The organism is Candidatus Binatia bacterium (assembly GCA_029243485.1).
Taxonomy (GTDB): domain Bacteria; phylum Desulfobacterota; class Binatia; order UBA12015; family UBA12015; genus VGTG01.
Genome location: JAQWRY010000047.1, coordinates 21,749 through 46,848 on the forward strand (window position 1 = coordinate 21,749; position 25,100 = coordinate 46,848).

Consider the following 25,100-nt stretch of genomic DNA (forward strand, 5'->3'; position numbering starts at 1 on the left):
CGCAGGAGTAGATGCGGGTCCCGGAATCCATGCGTCTCCTCGCCCGAGACTGCGCCTCGCCGTCAGGCCACGCTGCGCCGGAGCGCGCCGGGTTCGTCCAGCCACCGATTCAGCGCCTCGGTGCGAGCGTTCCGGCCAATGAGAACGTGCTCGATCGCGCGCCGGATGCGGCGCTGCTGCCCCGCCGTGATCGCGACCTGGCGAAGCAGGAAGTCCGCCTGCCGCCCGTGGTCTTCTTCCGCGTAGGCGTGGACCTTGAAGTTCTCGACTTCGAGGCCGTAGTGCTCCCGCATCCCCTCGTACATCATCTTCGCGTAGTTCGTGGACGCAGCGAACCGCTCACCGGCCCAGCCGAACGCCGCGAGACCCTCCTCGTAGCTCCGACGCATGTAGTAGAGGCTCGTGAAGACCGAGCCGATGGTTTCCGGCATGGGGCGGTAGTTCATGAGATCGTCGTCCGAGATGCCGAGCATCCGTGCCCACTCGACCTTCATGTCGACGTGGTTGGCGTCGCCCGCGAAGCCGAGCTCGTCGGCCACGTTCTGCGACCAATGCAGAAAGTGCTCGCTCGATCCCAGCGTGAGCGCATCGACGTCCGGCGCGCTGGCGACGAGCGACGCGAACTCGGACGTGTACCACTTTCCGAGGAAGTAGTATTCCTTGCAGAAGCGCTTGAGGAGGTCCTCCGAGAGCGTGCCGTCGGCGACGCGTGGCCACACCGCGTTCTTGGCTGTCGCGACCTCGGCTTGGAGTGCTCCCAGACTCGCCATGTACTCGTCGACGGGTAGGGCGCCGGTGTGTTCTGCTCCGGCGCCGCGGACGTCTTTGAATTCTCTCTGGCTCACCTTGGCCTCCGTTTCGATCAGGACTCCGCCTTGGCGGGCTCGTCGAAGATCATCGTCTTCGCTTCCAAGAAGGGGTGCAGCCCCTCGGTGCCGCCTTCGCGGCCAATGCCGGACTGCTTGAAGCCGCCGAACGAGATGCTGAAGTCCGTCTTGAAGGCGTTGTGCCCCACGGTTCCCGCGCGGATCCGCCGACCGACGGCGTACGCGCGCTCGGGGTCGTTCGTGAACACGGACGAATTGAGTCCGTAATTCGTGTCGTTCGCGATCTCGATCGCGTGCTCTTCGCTTTCCGCCGGAATGACGGTGAGCACCGGTCCGAAGATCTCTTCGCGCGCGACCGTCGAGTCGTTGTCGGCGCCGGCGAATACCGTCGGTTCGACGTAGTAGCCGCGGTCGAGGTGCGCGGGGCGAGCACCCCCGGTTGCGATGCGTACGCCTTCCTCACGCCCTTTGGCGATGTACCCCTCGACGGTGTCGCGTTGACGCGCCATCGCAAGGGGGCCGACCCGGGAAGACTCGTCGAACGGATCCCCGACCTTCATCCTGCCGAGCCGGGCGGCCAGGGCGTCGACGAAGTCGTCGTGGCGCTCCTTGCTGACGATGAGCCGGGTGAGCGAGGAGCAGACCTGGCCATTCATCATGAGGGCACTCTGTGCGAGCGACTTCGCGGCGGTGTCGAGGTCGTAGTCGTCCAGAATGATTGCAGGCGACTTGCCGCCCAGTTCGAGCGTGCAGCGGGCGATGCGCTCGCCGCAGATCGACGCGATGCGGCGACCGGCCGCCGTCGATCCGGTGAAGCTGATCTTGTCGACCCCGGGGTTCGTGACCAGCCGTTCCGAAACCTCCCGCTCGGCGGTGAGGACGTTGTAGACGCCGTCGGGCAGACCGATTTCCTCACAAATCTCTGCGAGGAGGTAGGGCGCGGAGGGCGCTTCCGGGGAGCCCTTCACGATGACTGTGCAGCCGGAGATGAGTGCGGCAGCCGTCTTCTGCGCGACCAGAGAGTTCGGAGCATTCCAAGGAATGATTGCGCCGACGACGCCGACGGGCTCCCGTACGAGGAGCGATCGCTTTCCGTCCTGCGAGACGTGCGGTTCGGTCCACGGGAACGTTTCCGCGAACCCGGCGTGGACGCGGAAGGTGTTGGGTGGACCGTGCTTGACCGCGCGCTGGGCGAGGGTGTGTAGAACCCCGGACTCGCGTGTCCACGTCTGTGCGAACGCATCGACCTTCGTCGCCCACGCGGTCGCGATCTTTTCCAGCCACTCCGCGCGCTCTGCGTGGGTCATCCGCGGCCACGGGCCATCGTCGAATGCCTCGCGCGCCGCCCTGACCGCGCGGTCGACGTCATCGACCTGCGCTTCTGCGACGGAAAGGAAGACCTCTTCGGTCGCGCTGTCGCGGACGTCGATGCGCGCGGTGGAAGACGGCTCGACCCACCGTCCCCCGATGAAGAAACGGTCGGGATGTCGAAGGTATGCCTGGCCGGCGCCGCTGGGCATCGGTTCTCCTTTTGCACCGTGAGAACGGTGAATCGCGATGAGAGGTTGACCCTCGAAAAGGGAGAAGCGTATTCTACCCTTCGCGCGCATGTCAACTTGGAATGGAGGACGCAGTGATCGTGGCGGGTGAGAACGATGAAGGTTTCCGAGGCATTTCACGAGCAGCGATCGCATGTGTTGTGGTTCTCGCGTTCGGCTGTGGGGACGGGGCGACCGGAGGAAGCGGGGACGTGAACGAACCGACCGGCCCGGTGGCGGACGTATCGGAGGAGCTGACCGGCGGAAGCGGTCTCTTCCTGGGCTCGCCGGACGGGTTTGCGCGGCCGGAAGGCTACATCGATCAGGAGTTCGTCGCGTCGGGCACGGCCACGGCGTACGAGCCGGCCGAGCCGCTCACCAATGACGGTCGATGGACCTTCGAACCGAGCACGAGCGCGAGCTACCGCACGCGCATCTTGGTGCGCCGCCCGTCCCGGGCCAGCGACGCGAGCGGCGTGGTCGTCCTCGAATGGCTGAACGTGAGCGGGGGCGCCGACGCCAACCCGGAATACTTCACCCTTCAAGAGGAGATCGTGCGCCGTCGTCACACATGGGTCGGCGTATCGGCCCAACTCATCGGTGTGGAGGGCGGTCCTGTCCTCGTGACCACGCCAACCGGCGAAGGGGTCGCTGGCGTGGGCATCAAGCATCTCGACCCGGCTCGGTACGGGACGCTGGACCATCCAGGCGACGGATACTCCTTCGACATCTTCTCTCAGGTGGCGCGTGCGGTGGGGCAGGGGGGCTCGCTTCTCGGCGGGGTGACGCCCGAGATCCTTATCGCCTCTGGGGAATCGCAATCGGCCATCGCGCTCACGACCTACTACAACGGGGTGCAGCCGCTCAGCCGCGTGTTCGACGGGTTCTACGTGCACAGTCGTGGCGGCGCGAGCCTGCCGCTGGTCGGGCCCGGTGAGTTCGCGGATCTCGCCGGCTCCATCGGGAGCTCCGTTCGGCCGGTCTTTCGCGACGATCTCGACGCTCCCGTCCTCGACATCCAGGCCGAGGGCGATGTGGCAGGGCTTCTGAACTCGAGCGCCGCTCGCCAGCCGGACAACGACGGCTTCCGGCTTTGGGAGGTCGCCGGTACGGCGCATGCCGACGCGCGGCTGGTCGGAGATCTGGTGAATCACGTCGATTGCGGTGTCGGGGTCAACGACGGCCCGTTCCACGTCGTGGCCAAGGCGGCGCTTCGGGGTCTCGAAACCTGGCTACGAACCGGGGCGCAGCCGCCGACGGTGCCGCGCCTCGAGCTCGTGGACAGTGCCGCACCGCAGATTCTCCGCGACGGCGACGGCATCGGCCTCGGCGGGATTCGGACTCCACCGGTCGATGTGCCCGTGGACGCACTCTCGGGAGACCCGGGACCGAGCGCCGACGTCATCTGTTTGCTCCTGGGGTCGACGACGCCGCTCTCCGACGCCCGGCTCGCGGAGCTTTATTCGACGCGCGCCGACTACGTGCAGAAGTACGCCTCGGCTACCGACCGGGCCATCGACGCGGGGTTCGTTCTCGAAGAAGACCGCGATGCGATGCTCGCCTACGCCCAACCGTCCCGGATCGCCCCTTGATGTCGTCCGCGTGCGAAGCCGTGCGGCCCCGCTCGAACCACCGAAGGAGACTCGTGTGAAGGACTGGAAGACGATCGATTTCTTCAGCGACGAGTCGCTCCTCGAGGACCCGTATCCGTACTTCGAGGAACTGCGATCGGAGTGCCCCGTGCTCCGATTGCCGCATCTGGGTGTCGTCGCGGTCACGGGTTACGACGAGGCGAGCGACGTCTACCGGCGCTCCGACGAGTTCTCGTCGTGCAACGCGGTCGTCGGCCCGTTCGCGACCTTCCCGGTACCGCTCGAGGGCGACGACGTCGGCGACGTCATCGATCGCTACCGCGACCAGCTGCCGATGCACGAGCACATGGTCACGATGGATCCCCCGGCGCACACCCGGGAGCGGGCCCTTTTGATGAAGCTCCTCACCCCGAGGAGGCTCAAGGACAATGAGGAGTTCATGGCCGGCCTTGCCGAACGCCAGCTCGACGAGCTTCTACCGGCAGGTCGATGCGAGTTCATCAGCGCGTACGCGCAGCCGTTCGCGATGCTCGTCGTCGCGGACGTGCTCGGCGTGCCGGAATCCGACCACGCTCGATTTCGCGAAGGGTTCGGGCTTTCCGGACCACCAGGAGAGCTCGGCGAAACGGATCGGCAGGAGGGAGAGCTCAACCCGCTCGCTTGGCTCGACGAGTGTTTTAGCGACTACATTGAGGATCGCCGGCGTTCACCGCGGAAGGATATCCTGACCGACTTGGCGTTGGCGACCTATCCGGGGGGAGAGACCCCCGAGGTCATCTCGGTCGTGCGCAGCGCGACCTTCCTCTTCGCCGCCGGCCAGGAGACGACGGCCCGTCTTCTCGCCACCGCGCTCCGTCATCTCGGCGAACACCCCGAGCTGCAGGACGAGCTGCGCGAGCACAAGGATCGGATCCCGAACTTCATCGAAGAGGCACTCCGGATGGAGAGCCCGGTGAAGACGGATTTCCGGCTCGCACGCCGCACGACGACCATCGGAGATGTCGACGTGCCCGCCGGTACGCCTGTGATGTTGCTGAACGGCGCTGCCAACCGCGACCCGCGTCGCTTCGAGTGTCCGCACGAGTTTCGGACCGACCGCCCGAACGCCGGAGCGCACATCGCGTTCGGTCGCGGAGTACACTCTTGCCCGGGCGGCCCTCTGGCCCGCGCCGAAGCGCGGGTGAGCCTGGAGCGCATCCTCGACCGCATGCGCGACATCCGACTCTCCGAGGAGCACCACGGACCGCCCGGCGCGCGTCGCTTCACGTACGAGCCAACCTGGATTCTGCGCGGGCTCACGAAGGTGCACCTCGAGTTCACGCCGGTCGAGGTCGGTCGATGAGCCGCGTCGCGGTCGTAACCGGGGGCGCCTCCGGCATTGGGCTCGGTGTCTGTCAGCAACTCGCCGCTGATGGTCATCTCGTCGCCGTGCTCGACCGAAACGGAGCTGCGGCCGAGGCGGCGGCCGACGAGTTACGTGGGGGAGGCGCGAGGGCGATTGCCCTCGAGATCGATGTGACCGACCGCGTTTCCGTCCTCGAGGGCTTTGCGAAGGCCCGGAGCGAGCTCGGGCCCGTGGCGATTCTCGTCACGAGTGCCGGCGTCGAGTCGTTTGATGCGTTGCTCGAGATCACGCCCGAAAAGTGGGACCAGATCCTCGGGGTCAACCTGACCGGTACGTTCCACTGCGTGCAGGCTGCGGTGCCCGACATGATTGACGCGAAGTGGGGGCGGATTGTCACGATTGCATCATCGAGCGCGCAATCGGGTGCTCCCAACATGGCTCACTACGCGGCATCGAAGGGCGGCGTCCTTTCCCTGACCAAGGCCCTCGCGGTGGAACTGGCGCGCAGCGGGATCACCGCCAACGCCATCACCCCGAGCCTCGTCGATACGCCCATGGCGCGTGCCGCCGAAGCGGCCGGCGATTTCCCGGGGGTCGACATCGTGGGGCCCATGGTTCCGCTCGGGCGAGCGGGTACTCCCGAAGACATCGCCGCCGCGTGCAGCTTCCTTTGCGCCGAGAGTGGCAGCTACATCACGGGCCAGGTAATCGGTGTCAACGGCGGCATGTACATCTGAGCGCGCGCACTCGTCATCGGGGCCGACCACAGGGGCCGTCACAGGGAAGGGAGTCGCGGCTAATCGAGGAACTCAGCCGCGCGGTGGCGGAACTGCCACGTCCCGTTCTCGTAGCGGAGGGTGTCGCGGTAGCGGCCGACGACCTGGATCGCCCAGCCGGACTTCCCCTTGAGGAGGAGAACCACGTCGCTCGACGCCGTGGCCTCGTGGTCGTCCCAGTCGGTGACGAGGGTGTTTACGACGAGGTGTCGCTGGGGGCGTCGCGGCTTCCACTTGGCGTAGGCTTGGTGGAGGGCTTCATGTCCCTGATGGCTTCCCAGTCCGGGAATGTCGCAGCTCCCGTCGGCGCGGAACGTGGCCACGACGTCTTCGGTGCGGCCATCGTCCAGGGCCTGGGTGTAGGCGGCGATCGTCGCCCGGACACCTTCCACGACTTCGGCGTAGGACGCGGTGCTCATTTCGCTCCTTCTTCGAACGCGATCTCCACGATCGGCCGCTCGAGCGGGTTTACGTTGACCTCGCGGAGTGCCGGAAGCAGGCTTTCGTGAGGAAGCCCTGCGAGGAAGCCGTCGATCATCCGGTGCACGTTCGAGATGTGCCCTTCGGCCTTCTCCGATAGGCGCATGTACTCGAACCCCTTTGCGTGAAGGCCACGCTGCTGCCGCGGCAAGTTCGAGAAGTCTTCGGTTGGGATCGGCGGGGTTCGTGGGTCGTCGCACTCCCATGGCTCGGGCGGGGACGGTCGCTCCGGAGCTTGGTCGTCGGGAAAGCGCGTGAGCGACCAGACCTCCATGAGCGTTTCTTCCGGACCCAACGGGCGGAACCGGTACGAGGAGGCGCTGCTGTACATCGGCAGTACGAACCAGTGTGGGAAGCAGTAGCCCATCGGCTCGTTGAGGCCGTGAGCCTCGAGGTCGTTCAGGTCCGGCATGTCGGAGCCTCGGTCTCGGTGCCAGCGCACGACCGCGTCGTTCAGCGTGCGGTGCCAGGTGGGGATTGCCACGGCCGGGTCGGCGGGCAACTCGAGGCCTTGGAGGCCTTCCGCGATGCGAACGTCGTTCGCGTGGACCATGCCGGCCATGCCTTCGCTCATGACGCGCAGGTAGTGGAGTTCGGCCTCGACGAAGGCGCGCGGGTCGAACGTTCCCGCTCTCGGGGGGAATCGTCCCGGAATGACGAGGCGGGGGTGGGTCGTGACGACGTGGTACTGCTCTTGGAACGCTTCCTGCGCGAGCTTCCAGTTCACCGGAAGTCGGAAGGAGGACCACCACTCGGTGCGCATCGACTCGACCTTCCACGCATCCAGAATGGTCGCCGCCGGCTCGATGCACTGTCGAAGCGGCGGAGCGTCGTCGTCGAGATTGATCCACGCACACCCGCCCCACGGCTCGCAGCGCACGGGCACGAGGTCGAGATCTCCCGGCCGCAGGTTGTGCTCCGCGAAGGTCCGCGACTGCGTGACGCGCGTGTTCTTACCGTCGGCGCCGTAGCACCACCCGTGGAACGGGCAGGTGAACCCGTGCTCACAGTTCCCGCGCCCCTCGGCGAATCGAACGCCGCGATGCCGGCAGGCATTCTGGAAGGCCCGGACGCCCATGTCGTCGGTGCGCATGACGATGATCGACTGATCGAGGATTTCGTACTCGGCGAAATCGTGGGGCTCCGGGATCTCTTCGAGTCGGCACGCCATCTGCCAAACGCGAGGCCAGAGTCGCTCGTTCTCCATGGCGTAGAACCCGGGGTCGAAGTAGCGCTCCTTGGGGACCCGGTCCGGGTACTCCATCGGGTGCGGTACCGGGAGCGCCTTCCACTTCTGATCCCCGATCGTCATGCCGGTCTACCTCTTGGTTCCCGCGAGGGCGGGTGATCGTGACAGCCGAAACGCGGCGTAGTCCTTCTCGACGACGTCGGCGATGATCGAGAACAGCTTTGGCCTCCCGCCCGAGTTGAGGAGGTACTTTCGCGGCTTGCCGGGGATGTTCGAGCCGAAGAAGTAGCTGTTCTCCCCGAACGAGGACTTCGCAGCACCTCGGTCGACCATGCTCGTCCAGCGGTCTTGCGAAATCGGCTCGGCCTCGACGACGTCGTAGCCCTTGTCGCGTGCATGAATGAGGGTCTCGGTCACGAAATCCACCTGATCGCCGTTGTACCGCGGATTGTTGCCCGCTGCTGCGTGCGGCCCTCCGGGGAAGAACAGGTTGGGAAAGCCTGTCGTTTGGACGCCCAGGAAGGTCTTCGGGCCGTCCGCCCACGCCTCGACGAGCGCGAGGCCGTCCTTGCCGCGAAGTCCCATGCGCGAGAGCGCGCCCGTTCCAAAGTCGAAGCCCGTCGCCCATACGACGAGATCGATCTCGCGCGCGCCGTCGCGGGTTTCGACACCGGTCGGGGTCATTCTCGTGATCGGGGTCTCCCCGAGGTCGACCAGCGATACGTTCGGACCGTTGAAGGTCTCGTAGTAGCCCGACACGAAGGGCGGGCGCTTCTCGCCGAACCCATGATCGTTGGGGATCAGTCGGTCCGCCGTCTCTGGATCCTTCACGGCATCTCGAATCTTCGTAGCCAAGAACGCACACCACTCCGCGTTCGCGTCCTCGTTGAACAGCAGGTCGATGTAGTTGCTGGTCAGCTTGGTGAACCCGGGGCTATTCCACATCGCTTCGAAGAAGGCGAGGCGCTCCTCTTTCGAATCATCGAAGGCGCCGCGATCACACGCGGGGTGATGGAAGCCATGGATGGATGTGTTGAGCGTCTCGCGCAGCGATTCGAACTCGACCCGTAGGCGTTCTTGTTCTTCTCGTGTGATCGGCGCGTTGTTGAGCGGGGTGCACCAGTTGGCGGTGCGCTGATACACCGTCAATGACGCGACCTTGCCGGCGATCTCCGGGATGATTTGCACTCCACTCGAACCAGTGCCGATGACCGCAACGTGCTTGCCGGCGAAGTCGACCGGCGCCGCCGGCCAGCGCCCCGTGTGGTACGACTCGCCACGGAACTCTTTTCGGCCGGGAACCTCGGGGAAGTACGGCACGGAGAGAACGCCGGTGGCGGCGATCAGGAACCGTGCGCGAAGCTCGGTGCCGTCGTCGCTTCGCACGAGCCACGTTCCCGACGACTCTTGGAACGAGGCCGCGGTGACCCGCGTGCCAAAGCGCATGAGTCGTCGAAGGTCGAACCGGTCCACTACGTGATTCAGGTAGCGCTCGGTTTCCGGCTGGCCGGCGAAGTGCTCCTGCCATTCCCAATCCTCGAAGAGCTCCTTCGAGAAAAGATACCCGTAGGAGTAGCTCTCCGAGTCGAATCGGGCGCCGGGGTAGCGATTCCAGAACCACGTGCCGCCGACGCCGTCGCCCGCTTCCAGGAGCCGCGCCGAGAACCCCGCTTCACGCGCACGGTACAGCTGGTAGATCCCGGTGATGCCGGCGCCGACCACCAGAACCTCGGCATCGACTGCGGTGGAGTCCGACGTCTGCTCGTCCATGGGTTCGTTGCTGGGCATCGGTCGTTGCGATTCCGGAATCAGACGGTTGCGATCGGGGTCGTGGGCGACCCGACGGCGCCGGGCAAGCGTAGAGGCGGCGCCGTGAGGAGGAAGCGGCTTCGTCCGTGTTCGCGCAACCAGGACGCGAGCTCGTGTAGGTACCACATCTCGCCGAGCGGGACGCCGAGCTTGAACAGGCAGAGGTGGTGGAGCGGGAGAAACGAATGCCGCTCCGGGTTGCGAGACTTCCCGAGCAGGCCTTCGACCGCATAGTTGTCCGCCACGAGGGCGGAGATCTGCGAGTCGGCAACCCACTCGAGCAGAGCCTCGTCGCGTGCGTCGAGATAGCTGCACATCATGTGGATCTTCACGGGATCCGGATTCCGGTTCCACTCGAGGACCTTCGTCGCGAACCCAGTGTGGAGCAGCAGCATGTCTCCCGGTTCGACGACGACGTTGTCGGCGGCCATGATCTCCTTCAGCGTCTTCAAGTCGACCCCGCGCCACTCGTGGCCGAGGTGGTGTGCCACGTCGACGAGGACCCCTCGGCCCTGCACGCCGTGGAAGGCCATGTGCTCCAGGCCGAGGTGGCGTGCGAAGCAGGCATGCTCGCCGCCATCTCCGGACGCGTCTCGCTTCGGGCCGACGAGATCCGCGCCCGCGCGATATCCGTTGTAGTAGACCGATTCCTCGACACCGTCGCCGTTGGCATCGAACTCTGCGCCGACGTGGGCAAGGGAGTCCCACTGGGTCGAGTACTGGAGCGACAGTGTCACGACATCGTCGGCCCAGACGTCGATGTGGCGGTCGTCGCCCTCGTCCATGTCCTTCATGCGGACGTTGTAGAACTGTTCGGGGGCTCCCTTCATGTCTTCGGTTGGTGCGAGCCGGGGCGGGTGACGCCGCTGGTTCAGCGCGGTGCCTCCCGGGAAGTCGAGGGGCAGGCTCAGCGAGAAGCTGATGCCGGCTTCGATCTCGCGGGCGCCTTCGAGGATCTTCTCTGGGGTCAGCAGGTTGATGCGGCCGAGCTCGTCGTCGTCGCCAAAGTCGCCCCAGGTCGAGCCGGGGGGGCGTTGCTTCCACCGCTTCGTCACAGTTTTCCTCCCTCGTAGCCGGCTGGATAGGGCCGTTCCCGGAATCGGAAATGGCATACTCCTATATCGTGAGTGAGCTTTACATCGATTGGGGCACGGGTCTATACTTGGATCGAACGCTCCGGAAGCCAAGCCTCCGCAGCGGTATTCCGAGCCTCATACGCCAATTCAATCAGAAGGGTGGCAACGCGATGATCGGTGAGAACTTCGTCTGCTCCGCAGATGGGCACATTCTCGAGCCCAACGATCTGTTCTCGACTCGACTCCCCAAGCACCTGCGCGACAAGGCGGTGTGGGAGGAGGACTTCGAGATCGAACCGCTCGCCGAGGGTGGGGTTCGAGATTTCCGACGCCTTCACACGCCGGGTTTCGAAGGCTGGACGGTGTCGCGCTATCGGCATTACGACGGCTCGGCAAATACCGGTGATCCGGATCGAATCATCGAGGATCTGGACCACGACGGCATCGATACGCAGGTGATGCACCCGAACCTATCCCTGTTTGGGCTCTACTCGGACCACCATGAGCTCTCGATGGCCCACGCGCGCGTCTACAACGACTACCTCATCGAGAGATTCACGCCGTACTTCGGCCGGATCGCACCGACCGCGCCCATCCCGATGAGTGACGTCGACGATGCGGTCGCTGAGATCGAGCGCGTTGCCGCCGCGGGGTTCCGCGGCGTTCTGCTGCCGGCCATCGCGCCGAAGCCGTACTTCTCTCCCGAGTACGATCGCGTGTGGGCCGCGACGCAGGCGGCAGGCATGCACGTCTTCATGCACTGCGCGACCGGCGGGGTGAAGATCGACGACCCGGAATCCACGACGCTCAAGACCGTCATGGGCGTCGCGGCCGAGGTGAACGAGCCGATGACGGGCAGAGTGGCCGCGCGGCGGATGCAGACGCAGTGCCTCTACGGGCCGATGGCCCCGCAGAAGATCATGATCGATCTGATCGGCGCCGGCGTTCCCGAGCGCTTCCCGGGCCTGCACTTCGCCATGATCGAGTTCGATGCCTACTGGCTCGTGTCGCTGGTGGGGGCCATGGACAAGGCGTGGACCGCGAGCATCGGGCAGGATCTCGACTGGTGGCTCGGCTACTGGGATTCGAAGCGTGCCGACGACGACCAGCCCCACATGGCGCGTATCCTCCGCGTTGGCGAGAAGTGGCCTTGGCCGCTCCGTCCGAGCGAGTATGTGCGGCGCCAGTTCCACGTCTCCTTCCAGGACGATCCGGTCGCCGTCGCCGCTCGTCACATCACGGGGCTGTCGACCGTGATTTGGGGCGCGGACTATCCGCATGCGGAAGGCACGTTCCGGGGGAGCAAAGCGCTGGTGAGAAGCATGTTCGCTGAGGTCCCCCAGAACGAGCAGGCCGCGATGCTGGGGGGCACTCTCGCAGGCCTGATGGGCTTCGCGGGCCCGTCGGCCGCGTGACGCCCGTGGCGGCGCGGGGACGTCGGCCATGAAGGAACTCGGGTTCGAAGGTCGCGTTGCCGTCGTCAGCGGGGCGGGGCGCGGGATCGGCCGAGCGTACGCGAAACTGCTCGGGGCGCGCAGCGCTCGCGTCGTCGTGAATGATCTTGGTGGATCGATCCGTGGGGAGGGGACGGCTTCGGAACCGGCCTCGTCCGTCGCCGCCGAGATCATCGCGAGTGGCGGGGAGGCGATCGCGGACCACAGCGACGTTTCCACGCAGGTAGGTGCCGAAGCGCTCGTCGATGCGGCCGTCGGACAGTTCGGTCGCATCGACATCGTTCTCAACAACGCGGGGATCGTACGGTGGGCCGGATTCCCGGAAGCGGATGCCGACAACCTCGAGCGGCATCTCGCGGTCCACGTCGGCGGTTCGTTCCACACGGCGCGCGCCGCCTGGCCGCATATGGCCGAACAAAGTTACGGCCGCATCATCATGACGACGTCGTCCGGATTGTTCGGGCTTCCGAACAATCTCTCCTACGCAACGGCCAAAGCGGGGGTCGTCGGACTCACGCGGAGTCTCGCGACTGCGGGCGGCGCGCACGGCATCAAGATCAACGCCATCGCTCCGGCGGCGATGACTCGCATGGCCGGCCGCGCGAAGGACGAGGCTGAGGATGCCGGCGAGATGTCGCCCGACCTCGTTGCCCCGATGGCGGCGTTCCTCGCCCACGAGACATGCCCGGTGAACGGCGAGATCTACGCCGCGGGGGCAGGGCGCTTCGCGCGGATCTTCATCGCACAAGCGGCGGGTTACGTTGCCGAGAGTTCCGGGCCGACGATCGAAGACGTGGCGCAGAACTGGGCGGCGATCAACGACGCCGCGGCCTCCGCGATCCCCGCCAGTCTCCAGGATTGGTCGACGTTCTTCCTGGCGCACCTCCGCTGATCCGTGTGGGAAATGTTGACTACCTTTTTGATAAAGGCAAATTCTACCCCGCCTACCCAACAGTGATGCGGACTCGAATTGCCCTGGCGCCGACGCGCAGCTGGATCTGGTGGTTCGTCATGGTGACGATCCTCTTCGTCGCCTCTGCGAGTAGCGCTTCGGCCGAGCCCACGGGTGGTCCCGAAGCACCCGCCGAGTACCAGCGCGGGGTGGACGGGCAGGACGGCCCGAGCGGGACGACCGACGAGATCGACGCAGCCGAGGCTCAGGCGCAGCAAGCAGCGGAGGGCCGCGCCAGCGGGCTCAGCCGCCGGACGGCCGCGCACGTCGAGGAGATCGTCGTGAGCGCGCGGAAGCGCCAGGAAGCGCTCGAGGACACGCCGGTTGCGGTCACGGCGCTCGGTGCGGAAGCTCTTCGCGAATCCAGTGTGCAACGGATCGACCAAGTGGGGGAACTCGTTCCCAACTTGAATGTGTCGACGGAGCGCCAGGGGAACATTGCACTGTTCAGCATCCGCGGTGTCGGCACGGGGAGCGCCGACATCCAGTTCGATCCGGGTGTGGCGCTCTATCTCGACGGCGTGTTCTTTCCGCGCGCGCCGGGTTCGCTGCTGAACATCGTCGACGTGCAGCAGATGGAAGTACTTCGCGGGCCGCAGGGCACCCTCTTCGGCAAGAATAGCGTCGGCGGTGCGATCAACATCACGACCGTAAAGCCGCAGCCCGAAATGCAGGGCTTTGCCATGCTCCGCCCCGGAAACTGGAACGGGTTCGATTCCCAGATCATGCTCAATGTCCCGATCGTCGAGGACGTGCTCCTGAGCCGCGTCGCGTTCTTCACTTCGCGTCGCGATGGCTACGTCTACAACACCTTCCGGGACGAGTATGCGAGCGACGCGAACGAGCTGGCCTTCCTAGGCAGCTTGCGTCTCCTTGCCACCGACGAGCTGACGTTCGATGTCTCGGGAACGTGGAGTCGATCGAGCACCAAGGGGCTCGGCGGGCAGTGCATCGTAGTGCGCGAGGACGGCCCCGTCGCACCGTTGACGCCGCAACTGTTTCCCGCGTGTCGCGAGACGACCTTGTTCACCTGGTCGTCGGACTCCGCTGGCATCTCCGACATCGAGAGCGCTGGGACATGGGGGGTGATGAACTACGATATTGGCGACGCCTGGGTCTTGGAGGACCTGGCGGTCAAGGCGCTGGGCTCGTGGCAACACCAGACGACGCGCCTGCGCTTCGATGTCGACGGAACGTACCCGCACCAAGCGGTGCTCTCGACGGCGGGCGGCTCGTTCCTCGATGGCGCTCCGGGGCCGGCGGAGCAGACGCAGGGCGAGTTGCAGATCAACGGAGGGGCGCTCGACGGCCGCCTCGTCTTCGTCACCGGGTTCTTCGCGCAGTGGGAGAATGCGGAAGACAACCGAACCACGTCGGTGGGCTCTCCGCTCGAGACCGCGTCGACGACGGCCAACGGCAACATCAAGAACTGGACATGGGCTCCCTACCTGCAGGCCACGGGCGAACTGACCGAGTGGCTGAGCCTCACGGCTGGAGTCCGCTACACCGAGGACCACAAGGAGCTCACGCTCACCCAGACGCAGCCCTTCACTGGCGACATTCTTTTCCCCACCACGACGGGGGCGAAGCTCTTCACGAAGTGGACGCCGATGGCGAGCCTCGCCTCGACGCTGCCGGTCGATCTCTTGCCCGCTTGGGCCGATCACTTCATGGGCTACTTCACGTACTCTGAGGGCTTCAAAGGCGGCGGCTTCAACGCGCTTCCGGGTGCGCAGGGGAGTGCGGAAGACGCGTCGCTCGCCGCGCCGTTCGGTCCGGAGACGCTGGACAGTTACGAGGTCGGCTTCAAGACGATTCTGTTCGAGAGCCGGCTCAGCTTCAACGCGGCGTTCTTCTACGCGATCTATGACGACATCCAGAAGATCTCGATCCAGACCGAGGGCACGGGTGATCAGATCGCCGTGCAGCGCATCACCGAGAACGCAGCGAAGGCGACGACGAAGGGCTTCGAACTCGAGATGATGGCACTCCCGATCGACGGGCTGCGGATCACGGGCAATATCGGCGTCACCGACGCGACCTACGACGAGTTCGCGAACGCGATCAGCGACTTCGACAACGAATTGATCGACCGCTCAGGCGAGGGCTTCAACAACGTGCCCGAGTTCACGAGCTTCCTTGCCATACAGTACTCCCTTCCCATCGAGGGCGACGCGCAGATCCTGCAAGGATGGCTGACTCCGCGCCTCGAGTGGTACTACCAGAGCGAGGTCCACCTGAACGGCCCGGAGATCGGGGCGTCGGTGCAGCACGGCTACAATCGCTTGAACGCCCGGCTCTCGTACGACTTCTGGGATGATCGTGCGCAGGTCGCCCTCTGGGGCAAGAACCTGGCCGATGAGGAGTACATCGTCTTCTCGACACCAACCGTCTCGACGTTCGGAACCGTGGTGAACTATACCGGGCTCCCGCGCACATGGGGCGCCGAGATTGCGTACCGGTTTTGACGATGGCAAGCCCGGGCGACGTCTACTTCGACCCGTACGACGTCGAGATCAACGCCGATCCCTATCCGACGTTCCAGCGTCTGCGTGAGGAGGCGCCTCTCTACCACAACGACAAGCACGGCTTCTTCGCGCTGAGCCGGTTCGAGGACGTTCAGTCGGCGTTGGCGGATCACGAGACCTACATCTCGGGGCGGGGCGCGATCGTCGAGTTCATTCAAGCGAACGTTCCCGTGCCGCCGGGCGTCATCATCTTCGAGGATCCGCCCATCCACACGGTCCACCGCGGGTTGCTGTCGCGGGTGTTCACTCCGAGAAAGATGAACGCTCTCGAGGGAAAGGTCCGCGAGTTCTGCGCGCGGAGTCTCGACCCGCTGGTCGGAACCGGGGGCTTCGACTTCATCGCAGATCTGGGCGCTCAGATGCCGATGCGGGTCATCGGCATGCTGCTCGGGATTCCGGAGTCCGATCAGGAGGCGGTGCGCGATCGCGCGGACAGCAGCCTCCGCACCAAGCCGGGCGAGCCCATGAAGTACGAAGACAAAGGACTCCCTACGGGCGAGGAGTTTGGCGAGTACATCGACTGGCGCGCCGATCACCCCTCGGACGACTTGATGACCGAGCTTCTGACCGCCGAGTTCGAGGACGAGACGGGCACGACCCGTCGGCTTCGTCGAGAGGAAATCCTCACCTACGTGAACGTCGTTGCGGGTGCGGGGAACGAGACGACGACGCGCCTGATTGGGTGGGCGGGGAAGGTGTTGGCCGATCATCCCGACCAACGCAGGGAGCTCGTCCGGGATCCTTCTCTCATTCCGAACGCCATCGAAGAGCTGCTCCGCTACGAGCCCCCCGCGCCGCACGTGGCGCGGTGCCTCAGTCGAGACGTCGAGCACCATGGCCAGGCGGTGCCGGCGGGCAGCATCGTGGTGCTTCTGGTGGGTGCCGCGAATCGCGACGAGCGACGCTTTCCGGACGGGGACCGGTTCGACATTCACCGCGAAGTCGGACAACACCTGGCGCTTGGCTACGGCATCCACTTCTGCCTCGGCGCGGCGCTCGCTCGGGTCGAGGGGCGCGTGGCGCTCGAAGAAGTCCTGAAGCGCTTTCCCGAATGGGAAGTCGATCGGGAGCACGCCAAGCTGTCTCCCACCTCGACGGTGCGGGGATGGCAAACCCTGCCCGTGTTTACGCAGGCCTGAAGGAGAACAGACGATGATCGATTCGATGAAGCAGAGGGCCGTCCTCATCCTGCCCCTGGTACTTGCCTGCGGCCTCGCTCTCGGGTGTGGGTCGGAGTCGACGCCTGGGACGACCACGTCGCCACCTTCAGAAACGCCGCCGGACCCGGTTCCAGAGCCGGAGCCAGAGCCGGACGACTGCGACGCGTCCTTCGACGGCGCCTACGACGCGATCCAGAGCCTCGTCTTCGAACGCCGCGGGTGTACGACCGACGTTTGTCACGGGAGCAGCGCCTCGGGCGGGCTCGATCTGCGTGCCGACGTGTCCTACGACAGCCTGGTGCGCGCCGATTCCGTCGGAAGTGAGTTTCGTCGCGTCGAGCCGACGAAGGTGAACGAGAGCTATCTCTTCCACAAGCTCGCGGCCGCGACTGATCCGTCGTTCCTGACGGTCGGAATCGCCGGGAGCGCGATGCCGCTCTCGGGTACGGCCCTGACTCCCGACGAGCTCGAGGCGATCCGTCTGTGGATCGAAGGGGCTGCACCCCGTGAAGGCTCGCTCGGTGACGAGTTCGGTGGCAATCGGATCGCCGACCTGCTGGGCGCCTGCCTGCCGGACCCCGATCCGGTGCAGATTCAGCCGCTGGAGGTGCCCGCGCGCGACGAGGGCGTGCAGTTGGCGATGCCGCCGCACGCGATTTCGGCGGCGAGCGAGTTCGAGATCTGCTTCGCGGAGTACCTCGATCTACGGGACCAGATCCCCGAGCGCTTCCTGACGCCGGACGGCAACGCCTTCTACGCGAACGGCCAGAAGCTGCTGGCCGATCCGAATACCCATCACCTGACGCTCAGCTACTCGGGCTTCGGAGCAGAAGCGGTGGACGCTCCCGAGTTCGGACGATGGGAGTGCGCGGATGGGCCGCGTCTGGGCGAGGAGTGCGATCCGCTCGACCGAGAGTCGTGCGCGGGCGCGCAGTGCCGGTCCGCGATCAGCAACAGCGTCGCGTGCATCGGATTCGGTCCACCCGGTGGGGCAAACGGCGCGTCGCCGGCGGGCCGGGTGAGCACCTCGAATGGGCTAGGCGGCTTCTTTGCCGAATTCCCGTCTCATGGGATCTTCTATTGGAACTCCCACGCCTTCAATCTCACGCCAACGGACCTGCTGCACCACCACTACACCAACGTTTACTTCACGGACGACCTACGGTTCCATGACGTCGTCTGGCAGAACACGTCCGGCCTCACCATCGCAGCCGGCACGCCGCCCTTCACGAAGGCCGAGTACTGTAGGGAGCACGTTCTCCCCAAGGGCACTCTCCTTCTCAGCCTGACGTCGCACACCCACAAGCGCGGCGAGCGGTTCACGATCGACCTGAAGAGCACGGGAGAGCGCCTGTACGACAACCCGTTCTGGGACGATCCCGTTTGGGACTACTACGATCCGCCTCTCGAGTTCGATGCGGACGATCCGGATGAGCGGACGCTCGTGTACTGCGCCGTGTACAACAACGGTGTTGCGTCAGATGGGTCACCCGATCCGGCTTCCGTGACACGGAAGTCGTTCAAGCCCGATCGCTCAGACTGTCGTCCCGTTGCCTGCGCGGAGGGGATGATTGGCGAGCCGTGCACCGGGCCCAATGATCATGCGACGTGCGACACGTCGCCCGGTGCGGGAGATGGTCTGTGTGACGCGTGTCCGATCACGTCGGGGCTGACGAGCGACGACGAGATGTTCATCATCATCGGGTCGACACTGGAGGTCGTGGAGTAGCGCCCCGTGCTCCGTGTCCTCGGTCTTCTGACCGGCGCTCTTGCTCTCGGGCTTGCGGTGGCCTTCCTGGTCATGGGTCCCGAGCCTCCGCCCGATGGGAGCGAGAGCGCAGAGCGCCTGGCTCCCGGCCCGTTCCGGGTTGGGAGCAGCGACCACGTGTTCGTCGACGAGGCGCGGCCGACTGCGGCGAACGGCGACTTCGCCGGCGCGCCGAACCGCACGCTCGAGGCGACGCTCTGGTACCCGGAGGACGCCACCGGGCCGCACGCCCTCCTGGTTTACAGCCACGGCTTCATGTCGTGGCGGACGGAGCACGCGGCGCTTGCCGAGCTCGCCGCGAGCCATGGATACGTCGTGGTCTCCGTCGACTTTCCGCTCACGAATCTCAGCGCTCCGGGTGGGCCGAATGCGACGGACGTCGTGAACCAGCCCGGAGATCTGTCGTTCGTGATCGACGAGATGCTCGGATGGGGCCCGGGCGAGCGCCCCTTCGAGGGGGGCATCGATCCGGAGCGGATCGGCACGCTCGGTGTGTCGCTCGGTGGTCTCACGACGATCCTCGTCACGTATCACCCGCGGCTTCGTGATCCTCGGATCCGGGCGTCCCTTTCGATCGCCGGTCTCGCTTCGTTCTTCGACGAGCGGTTCTTCGCCCATGCGGATCCCCCGTTCCTGATGCTCGCTGGGACGGCGGACGCTCTCGTGCCCTACGAGACCAACGCCGAACCGATCCCGCGCTTGGTTTCCAATGCTGCATTGCTCTCGGTCGGAAACGGAACGCACACCGGATTCGTGGCCGCGTCCGATCGCTTCCCCAACCGATTGATCCCTCAGCCCGATGCGATGGGTTGTTTCATGCTTCGCCGGAACCTCGACCCGGAGGCCGAGCCACCGGAGGGCTACTTCGCGAGCCTCGGCGACCCCGAGGACGGAGTGATATCTGGTTCGCGACCGCCCCCGTGCGCAAGCGGGTTGCCGGACGCCCCGCTCGCGCCCGGCCGCCAGCTCATGATCACCCGTCTCGCTGCTCTCGCATTCTTTGGAAGTCACTTCGCGTCGGATGCCGAAGAGCGCGCGGCCCACGGCCGGTACCTTCGCGACGGCCTGGCGAACGACTTTCCCGAAACGAGATACGAGGGTCAGGAGCGGGACCGGTCGGCCGCGCGGTAGTGGCCCGAGCCGTATTCGCGTATCCCGAGACCTGACATGAATCTCGCATTTACCCAGGAGCAGGATCTGCTCCGCGATACCCTTGCCGATCTCTTCGCGGCCGAGTCGAGTTCGGAGCGCATCCGCCGCGCAGAGGAGGCCGGCTTCGATCCCGAGCTCTGGCGACGTCTGGCGGAGACCGGCGCGTTCGGGATTCGTGTGCCGGAGGCCAAGGGCGGGAGCGCGTTGGGGGTCCTCGAGGCGACGATTCTTCTCTACGAGGCCGGGCGCCGGCTCGCGACCGGTCCGGTCGCGGAGAGCGTGGTGGCGTGTCGGCTTCTCTCCGAGTTCGGCCCCCCGCAGCTTCTCGCCGCGGCGTTGTCGGGCGAGGCGGTCGTGTCGCTCGCGCTCCGTCCGTTGGCGGACGGGGACGACCTCGTTCTGGCGGGAGGCACGCACGCCACGGCGGCCGTCGCGCGTCGCGGAAGTGAGATTGTTCTCGTCCGCCGCCCGCCGGCCGCGACCCAGGCTCGTAACCTGGGCGCCCCCGGACTCGGGCGTTGGCCCGGAGGGGAGGGCCGAGAGGTCGAGGTGCTGGCGACAGGCGAACGGGCGACGGTTGCATTCGCCGCGGCGCTCGAAGAATGGAAGCTGCTCACTGCGTCCTACGTGACGGGCATGGGGCGCGAGGCACTGCAGATCGCCGCGGCGTACGCGACCGAACGCATCCAGTTCGATCGGCCGATCGGCACGTTCCAGGCGGTCGCTCACCCGCTCGCGGACGCCGTCGCGGACGTGGAGGCGGCTCGTCTCCTCGTGCACGAGGCACTGTGGGCGATCGACCGCGGGCGGCCAGAGGCGGCGGCGTTGGTTTCGATGGCCTTCGCCTGGGCCTGCACTTCAGCGACGGGCGCGGCGCGACGTGGTGTGCAGACGCACGGAGGATACGGACTCTCCCTCGAGTACGATCCCCAACTCTACTACCGGCGGGTGAAGGCGGTCCCGTTGTTGGCGGGCGACCCCAACGACGAGTTGCTCCGGGCGGCCGACCGGTTGTGGAACGGCGAGCGCGTCTCGCTGCCCGACGTGGGCGAGGTGCCCTTCGACTTCGAGCTCGGGGAGCAGGCCGAGATCTTTCGAGCGGAGGTGCGGCGGTTCTTCGACGAGAACTTGACGGACGAGTTGCGCGCGCACGCGCACTTTTCGTGGGGCGGCCATGACGCCGCGTTCAATCGAAAGCTCGCGGCGGCCGGTCTCGCGTTCCCGTCCTGGCCTCGAGAGTACGGCGGCCAGGAGCGTGGAGTCTACGAGCAGATGGCGCTCGAGGAGGAGTTTTTCCGCGCGGGTTGGACGCGGCACGCCTTGGGTACGACTCGGATGGTGGGCGCGACGCTCATGCAGTACGCGACCGACGAGCTGAAACAGGAAGTGCTGCCGCGCATCGTCTCAGGCGATGCGGTGACGTCCCTGGGATACACGGAGCCCGCATCCGGCTCGGACGTCGCTGCGGCGCAGACCCGCGCCGTGCGCGAGGGCGACGATTGGGTGATCAACGGACAGAAGATGTTCACGAGCGGAGCCGACGTCGCCCAGTACGTGTTCCTCCTCACGCGCACGGACCCGGAGGCAAAGAAGCACCGGGGTCTGACGATGTTCTTGGTGCCGCTGGACGCTCCGGGCATCGAGATTCAGGCCGTCCATACCGTGGGCGACGAGCGGACGAACATCACCTATTACGCGGACGTGCGTGTCCCCGACCGCTATCGTATCGGTGACGTGAACGGTGGCTGGGGCGTGCTCAGTTACGCGCTCGAACTCGAGCATGGGGGTAGTTACCCCGACCACCACGTCGACCTCATCGACGGGGCCGCGCGATGGGCCCGCGCGGCACGCCGGGGCGGACGGCCGGCGATCGAAGACGCTCGTGTGAAGGAGCGGCTCGCGCGCGCGGCCACGCACTTCGAGGCGGCGCGCGTTCTGGCGCGCCAGTCGATGTTCGTCGCGGCCGAAGGTCTCCCCGCTCGTGGGCAGGGCCCGATGTCGAAGTTGTTCCAGACGGAGATTCTCGTCGAGGACGCGCAGGATCTTCTCGACCTCGCAGCGCCGGAGTCGTTGTTCGCCCGGGGAGACCCGGGCGCGGTGTCGGAAGGCGAATTCGAGTCGTGCTACCGATTCTGTCCCGCGGCCACGATCTACGCGGGAACGAGCGAGATCATGCGAAGCATCATCGCGCAGGTGGCGCTCGGGATGCCCCGCAGTCGCAGTTGATCTCGTTCGATACGTCGGGGGCTCAGTCGCGCGACGACCGGATTGCGGAGAGGACGCGCGGCGGTGACATGGGCAGCTCGGCGAGCCGGACGCCCACGGCTCGGTGGATCGCGTTCGCGATCGCGCCGGGCGGTGGCACGATCGGCACCTCTCCGACGCCGCGCACTCCCAACGGATGGGCGGGGTTCGGGATCTCGAGGATTACGGCGTCGATCATCGGGAGGTCGTTCGCGATCGGCATGCGGTAGTCGAGGAAGCCGTCGTTCTGGAGCTTGCCGTCCTCGTCGCAGACGTACTCTTCGTTCAAGGCCCAGCCGATGCCCTGAACCGTACCGCCTTGCAACTGGCCTTCGACGTACGCGGGGTGGATCGCCTTGCCGGCATCCTGCAGTACGGTTGCGCGGACGACATCGACGCGGCCGGTCTCGACGTCCACCTCGACGTCCGCGATCAGCCCCGCGACCGAACCTCCGACGACCTTGCTCGCGTTGATCGAGGCCCGACCGACGATCGGTCCGCCCGTGCGGCCGGCCTTCGCGGTGATCTCGCCGAAGGTCTTTCGGGCTCCCTCGGGCCCGACGACCGCGTCTCCCTCGAGCCCGACCTCGTCCACCGGGACGCGCCACGAACGTGCGGCATGCTCGCACAGCTGGCGCTTGACGTCCTGGGCGGCCTCGTACACGGCGAGGCCAGTCGCCAGAGTGACGCGGCTGCCGCCGGTTCCGTCGGTGAACCCGATCGAGTCGGTGTCGGCGACGTGCGGCCGTACCTGCTCGATCGCCAGCCCGAGCTCTTCGGCCGCGACCATCGCGCACGCCGTGCGTGTGCCGCCGATGTCAGGGGAGCCCGTGACGACGTTGGCCGTGCCATCGGGGTTCAGGTTGATCGTTGCGCTCGACTGCATGCCGCCGTTGAACCAGAAGCCGCAGGCGAACCCGCGACCGCGCCGCTTCGCGCTGGTTGCGCCGGTCTCGGGTTCGCCCAGAGGGTCGGTCCAATGCGGGTGGGCCTTGGCCGCTTCCAGCAATTCGACGAGGCCGAGTCGCTTGAACTTCGGGCCGGCGGGTTGCGGAGAGCCTTCGCGGGAGGCGTTGCGAAGCCGAAAATCGATTGGATCCATCCCGATCTCGCCTGCGAGCTCGTCGACGACCGACTCGACGGCGAACGCCGCATTCGTGGCGCCGGGAGCGCGGTAGGCCGAGACCTTCGGGCGATTGACGACCACGTCGCGCCCCTCGATGCGGAGCGCTTCCATGTCGTACGGCGAGAGGCAGGCCATCGCGCCCGGTCCTACGGGCGAACCGGAGAACGCGCCGGCCTCGTAAGCGAACCAACAGTCGGCCGCGGTGATGCGCCCCTCACGCGTCGCCCCCATCTTGATGCGGATGTGCGATCCCGACGTCGGTCCGGACGCCTGCAGCACCTCGGCTCGGCTCATCACCATCTTGACCGGACGAGCGGACTTCTTCGCCAGGAGGATCGCGATGGGCTCCAGGTAGACCGTCGTCTTTCCGCCGAAGCCCCCGCCGATCTCGGTTGGGAACACGCGAATCTTCGACAGCGGCATGTCCAGGATCCGGGCCGACAGGCCCCGGACGTCGAACGGTCCCTGAGTCGAGCACCAGACGGTGACTTGTTCGTCGGCGTCGACCTTGGCGACCGCGTTGGGTGGCTCGATGTAGCCCTAGTGCACCGCGGACGTGCGGAACTCTCGCTCGACGATCACGTCGGCGGCCTCGAACCCCGCAGCGACGTCTCCCCGCCCGAACTCGAAGATGGTCGCGACGTTGCTCGGTTCATCCTCTGCCTTGGGGGCGTCCGGGCGCATGTCGCGCGTACGCATGTCGGGATGGAGGATCGGCGCGCCGGGTGCGGTCGCGGCGGCGAGATCGATCGCTGGGGGCAGGGTCTCGTACTCGACGTCGATCAAGCCGACGGCTTGCTCCGCCACGTGTGGGCTGGTCGCCGCCACGGCGGCGATCGCGTGCCCGTAGAACAGCGCTTTGGTCTTGGCGAGGACACTGTCGCTCAAATCTTTGAAGCTGAGCGGCATCTCGCCGACCTGCTCGAAGCCGGGAGCGATCTCCGGCATGTCGGCGCCCGTGATGACCGCCTTCACGCCTGGCAAGGCCTCTGCACGAGACGTGTCGATGCTTCGAATGTGCGCGTGGGCGTGCGGGCTCCGAAGCACCTTGCCGTGGAGCATTCCGGGGAGCTGGATGTCCGCCCCGTATCGCGCTCGGCCTGTCACCTTGTCGATGCCGTCGTGACGCACCGGGGTCGTGCCAATGATCCGGAAGCTTCGTTCTTCGGTCAGGCCATCCGGCCTGGCGGGCGGCTCGGTTCGCTCCATGGCGTTGCCCCGAGGCTACTCGGTCGTTCGGTTGAGGAGGATGTCGGCGATCCACTTTCCGTCCGGGAACGATCCTGTCGTCGACGAGCTGAGCCATCCGGCGTCCGAGAGGAGTGTGATGCCGGTGATCGCCGCGGCGGCATCGCTACACAGGAAGAGGACCGGGTTCGCCTGCTCCATCGGGGTGAACGGTTCGAGGCCCACCTCCTCGCGGTAGTCGGCTGCGAAGCCGAGCCACATGTCCTTGTTCGCTTGGGCCAAGGGGGTGTCTGTCGGCCCTGGGCACACCGCGTTGATTCGGATGCCTTCCTTGAGAAGCTCGAATGAGGAACGTGCGACATAGGCGCAGACCGCTTGTTTCGTCGTGAGGTAGTCGCTCTTCTCGTGGTCTTCGAACCACTTGGCGGCGGCGTCGAAGTCCGGGATGTCCAACACCTCCGAGAGTTCCTCGAGGTTGGTTTCCCACCCGAGGCCGGCTGACGACGAGATGAGGCAGATGGCGCTCCCGCGCGGGAGCATCGCTTTGGACCGCAGGCGGTCTATCAAGTGCCGGTGTCCGACGAAGTTGATTCGCTCGATCCCCGGTGTCCCGTCGGCGACGCCGGCGCAGGAGAAGAGGGCGTCGACCCGCCCGCCGCATTCGTCCACGGCCGCGTCGATCGAGGCGCGATCGGCCAGGTTCAGCTGAATCTTGCCGACGCCGTCGAGCGGGATGTCGGCGAAATCCATCACGACCACCTCAGCACCGGCGTCCTTCGCCAGCGCGGCGGCCGCGGCGCCCATTCCCGTGGCGCCTCCCACGACCAACACTCGCTTGCCATCGTATCGGAACTTGTCGAACAGGTTCACGTCGTCCTTCTCCTGCGTCGGTGGGT

General features: G+C 66.1%; 17 protein-coding genes and 1 pseudogene. 10 read left to right on the forward strand and 8 right to left on the reverse strand.

What is annotated here, in order from left to right; all coding sequences use genetic code 11:
- Nucleotides 1–62: 62 nt before the first annotated feature.
- Together P8R42_13060 and P8R42_13065 are read right to left on the reverse strand one after the other, a co-directional pair.
- Nucleotides 63–845: an iron-containing redox enzyme family protein gene (locus P8R42_13060; protein ID MDG2305545.1), complete on the reverse strand. Its 783-nt coding sequence runs from the start codon at nt 843–845 to the stop codon at nt 63–65.
- A 17-nt stretch (nt 846–862) separates the two neighbouring features.
- Nucleotides 863–2,347 carry an aldehyde dehydrogenase gene (locus P8R42_13065; protein MDG2305546.1) on the reverse strand — a complete coding sequence of 495 codons (1,485 nt, stop codon included), beginning with the start codon at nt 2,345–2,347 and terminating at the stop codon, nt 863–865.
- Between the two features lie 230 nt (nt 2,348–2,577).
- Here P8R42_13065 and P8R42_13070 point away from each other — a divergent pair, with 230 nt between their 5' ends.
- Genes P8R42_13070 through P8R42_13080 form a run of 3 tightly spaced genes read left to right on the forward strand, consistent with a single transcriptional unit; the run spans nt 2,578 to nt 6,039 of the window.
- Nucleotides 2,578–3,957 carry an alpha/beta hydrolase domain-containing protein gene (locus P8R42_13070; GenBank protein MDG2305547.1) on the forward strand — a complete coding sequence of 460 codons (1,380 nt, stop codon included), beginning with the start codon at nt 2,578–2,580 and terminating at the stop codon, nt 3,955–3,957.
- 55 nt (nt 3,958–4,012) lie between these two features.
- The gene (locus P8R42_13075) at nt 4,013–5,299 is read left to right on the forward strand and encodes a cytochrome P450 (GenBank protein ID MDG2305548.1); all 1,287 of its coding nucleotides are present in this window, start codon (nt 4,013–4,015) and stop codon (nt 5,297–5,299) included.
- Complete coding sequence (locus tag P8R42_13080) at nt 5,296–6,039, forward strand: SDR family NAD(P)-dependent oxidoreductase (protein ID MDG2305549.1); 744 nt, start codon at nt 5,296–5,298, stop codon at nt 6,037–6,039. Before P8R42_13075 ends, P8R42_13080 begins: the two co-directional genes overlap by 4 nt.
- A gap of 59 nt (nt 6,040–6,098) precedes the next feature.
- Here P8R42_13080 and P8R42_13085 read toward each other — a convergent pair whose 3' ends face one another.
- Genes P8R42_13085 through P8R42_13100 form a run of 4 tightly spaced genes read right to left on the reverse strand, consistent with a single transcriptional unit; the run spans nt 6,099 to nt 10,611 of the window.
- Nucleotides 6,099–6,497, reverse strand: coding sequence for a nuclear transport factor 2 family protein (locus P8R42_13085; GenBank protein MDG2305550.1), 399 nt, complete (start codon nt 6,495–6,497; stop codon nt 6,099–6,101).
- Nucleotides 6,494–7,870 (reverse strand): SRPBCC family protein, encoded by a 1,377-nt coding sequence (locus P8R42_13090; GenBank protein MDG2305551.1) that lies wholly within the window; start codon nt 7,868–7,870, stop codon nt 6,494–6,496. Before P8R42_13090 ends, P8R42_13085 begins: the two co-directional genes overlap by 4 nt.
- Nucleotides 7,871–7,876: 6 nt before the next feature.
- Complete coding sequence (locus tag P8R42_13095) at nt 7,877–9,535, reverse strand: NAD(P)/FAD-dependent oxidoreductase (protein ID MDG2305552.1); 1,659 nt, start codon at nt 9,533–9,535, stop codon at nt 7,877–7,879.
- A gap of 20 nt (nt 9,536–9,555) precedes the next feature.
- A complete protein-coding gene (locus P8R42_13100; protein ID MDG2305553.1) occupies nt 9,556–10,611 on the reverse strand; it encodes a cyclase family protein in 1,056 nt (351 codons plus the stop codon).
- A gap of 194 nt (nt 10,612–10,805) precedes the next feature.
- On the opposite strand from P8R42_13100, the gene P8R42_13105 reads away from it, so the two are divergent.
- The 7 genes from P8R42_13105 to P8R42_13135 all read left to right on the forward strand — a co-directional run bounded on the left by P8R42_13105 (nt 10,806) and on the right by P8R42_13135 (nt 21,872).
- Nucleotides 10,806–12,047, forward strand: a complete 1,242-nt coding sequence (locus P8R42_13105; protein ID MDG2305554.1) for an amidohydrolase family protein — start codon at nt 10,806–10,808, stop codon at nt 12,045–12,047.
- A 28-nt stretch (nt 12,048–12,075) separates the two neighbouring features.
- Entirely contained in the window at nt 12,076–12,978 is a 903-nt protein-coding gene (locus P8R42_13110) for an SDR family NAD(P)-dependent oxidoreductase (protein ID MDG2305555.1), read from the forward strand.
- 65 nt (nt 12,979–13,043) lie between these two features.
- Nucleotides 13,044–15,506 (forward strand): TonB-dependent receptor, encoded by a 2,463-nt coding sequence (locus P8R42_13115; protein MDG2305556.1) that lies wholly within the window; start codon nt 13,044–13,046, stop codon nt 15,504–15,506.
- Nucleotides 15,503–16,705 (forward strand): cytochrome P450, encoded by a 1,203-nt coding sequence (locus tag P8R42_13120; protein MDG2305557.1) that lies wholly within the window; start codon nt 15,503–15,505, stop codon nt 16,703–16,705. Before P8R42_13115 ends, P8R42_13120 begins: the two co-directional genes overlap by 4 nt.
- A gap of 13 nt (nt 16,706–16,718) precedes the next feature.
- Complete coding sequence (locus P8R42_13125; GenBank protein ID MDG2305558.1) at nt 16,719–18,455, forward strand: hypothetical protein; 1,737 nt, start codon at nt 16,719–16,721, stop codon at nt 18,453–18,455.
- Between the two features lie 6 nt (nt 18,456–18,461).
- The gene (locus tag P8R42_13130; GenBank protein MDG2305559.1) at nt 18,462–19,625 is read left to right on the forward strand and encodes a hypothetical protein; all 1,164 of its coding nucleotides are present in this window, start codon (nt 18,462–18,464) and stop codon (nt 19,623–19,625) included.
- A 36-nt stretch (nt 19,626–19,661) separates the two neighbouring features.
- Nucleotides 19,662–21,872, forward strand: a complete 2,211-nt coding sequence (locus P8R42_13135) for an acyl-CoA dehydrogenase (GenBank protein MDG2305560.1) — start codon at nt 19,662–19,664, stop codon at nt 21,870–21,872.
- Nucleotides 21,873–21,894: 22 nt separating this feature from the next.
- On the opposite strand, the pseudogene P8R42_13140 reads toward P8R42_13135, so the two are convergent.
- Together P8R42_13140 and P8R42_13145 are read right to left on the reverse strand one after the other, a co-directional pair.
- A pseudogene (locus P8R42_13140) lies at nt 21,895–24,225 on the reverse strand (xanthine dehydrogenase family protein molybdopterin-binding subunit).
- Between the two features lie 15 nt (nt 24,226–24,240).
- Complete coding sequence (locus P8R42_13145; protein MDG2305561.1) at nt 24,241–25,074, reverse strand: SDR family oxidoreductase; 834 nt, start codon at nt 25,072–25,074, stop codon at nt 24,241–24,243.
- Between the last annotated feature and the right edge of the window lie 26 nt (nt 25,075–25,100).

Coding starts and splice junctions, on each gene's coding strand:
- P8R42_13065 (MDG2305546.1), bottom strand. CDS start 2,347: ATGCCCAGCGGCGCCGGCCAGGCATACCTTCGACATCCCGACCGTTTC.
- P8R42_13080 (MDG2305549.1), top strand. CDS start 5,296: ATGAGCCGCGTCGCGGTCGTAACCGGGGGCGCCTCCGGCATTGGGCTC.
- P8R42_13085 (MDG2305550.1), bottom strand. CDS start 6,497: ATGAGCACCGCGTCCTACGCCGAAGTCGTGGAAGGTGTCCGGGCGACG.
- P8R42_13090 (MDG2305551.1), bottom strand. CDS start 7,870: ATGACGATCGGGGATCAGAAGTGGAAGGCGCTCCCGGTACCGCACCCG.
- P8R42_13095 (MDG2305552.1), bottom strand. CDS start 9,535: ATGCCCAGCAACGAACCCATGGACGAGCAGACGTCGGACTCCACCGCA.
- P8R42_13110 (MDG2305555.1), top strand. CDS start 12,076: ATGAAGGAACTCGGGTTCGAAGGTCGCGTTGCCGTCGTCAGCGGGGCG.
- P8R42_13115 (MDG2305556.1), top strand. CDS start 13,044: ATGCGGACTCGAATTGCCCTGGCGCCGACGCGCAGCTGGATCTGGTGG.
- P8R42_13125 (MDG2305558.1), top strand. CDS start 16,719: ATGATCGATTCGATGAAGCAGAGGGCCGTCCTCATCCTGCCCCTGGTA.
- P8R42_13135 (MDG2305560.1), top strand. CDS start 19,662: ATGAATCTCGCATTTACCCAGGAGCAGGATCTGCTCCGCGATACCCTT.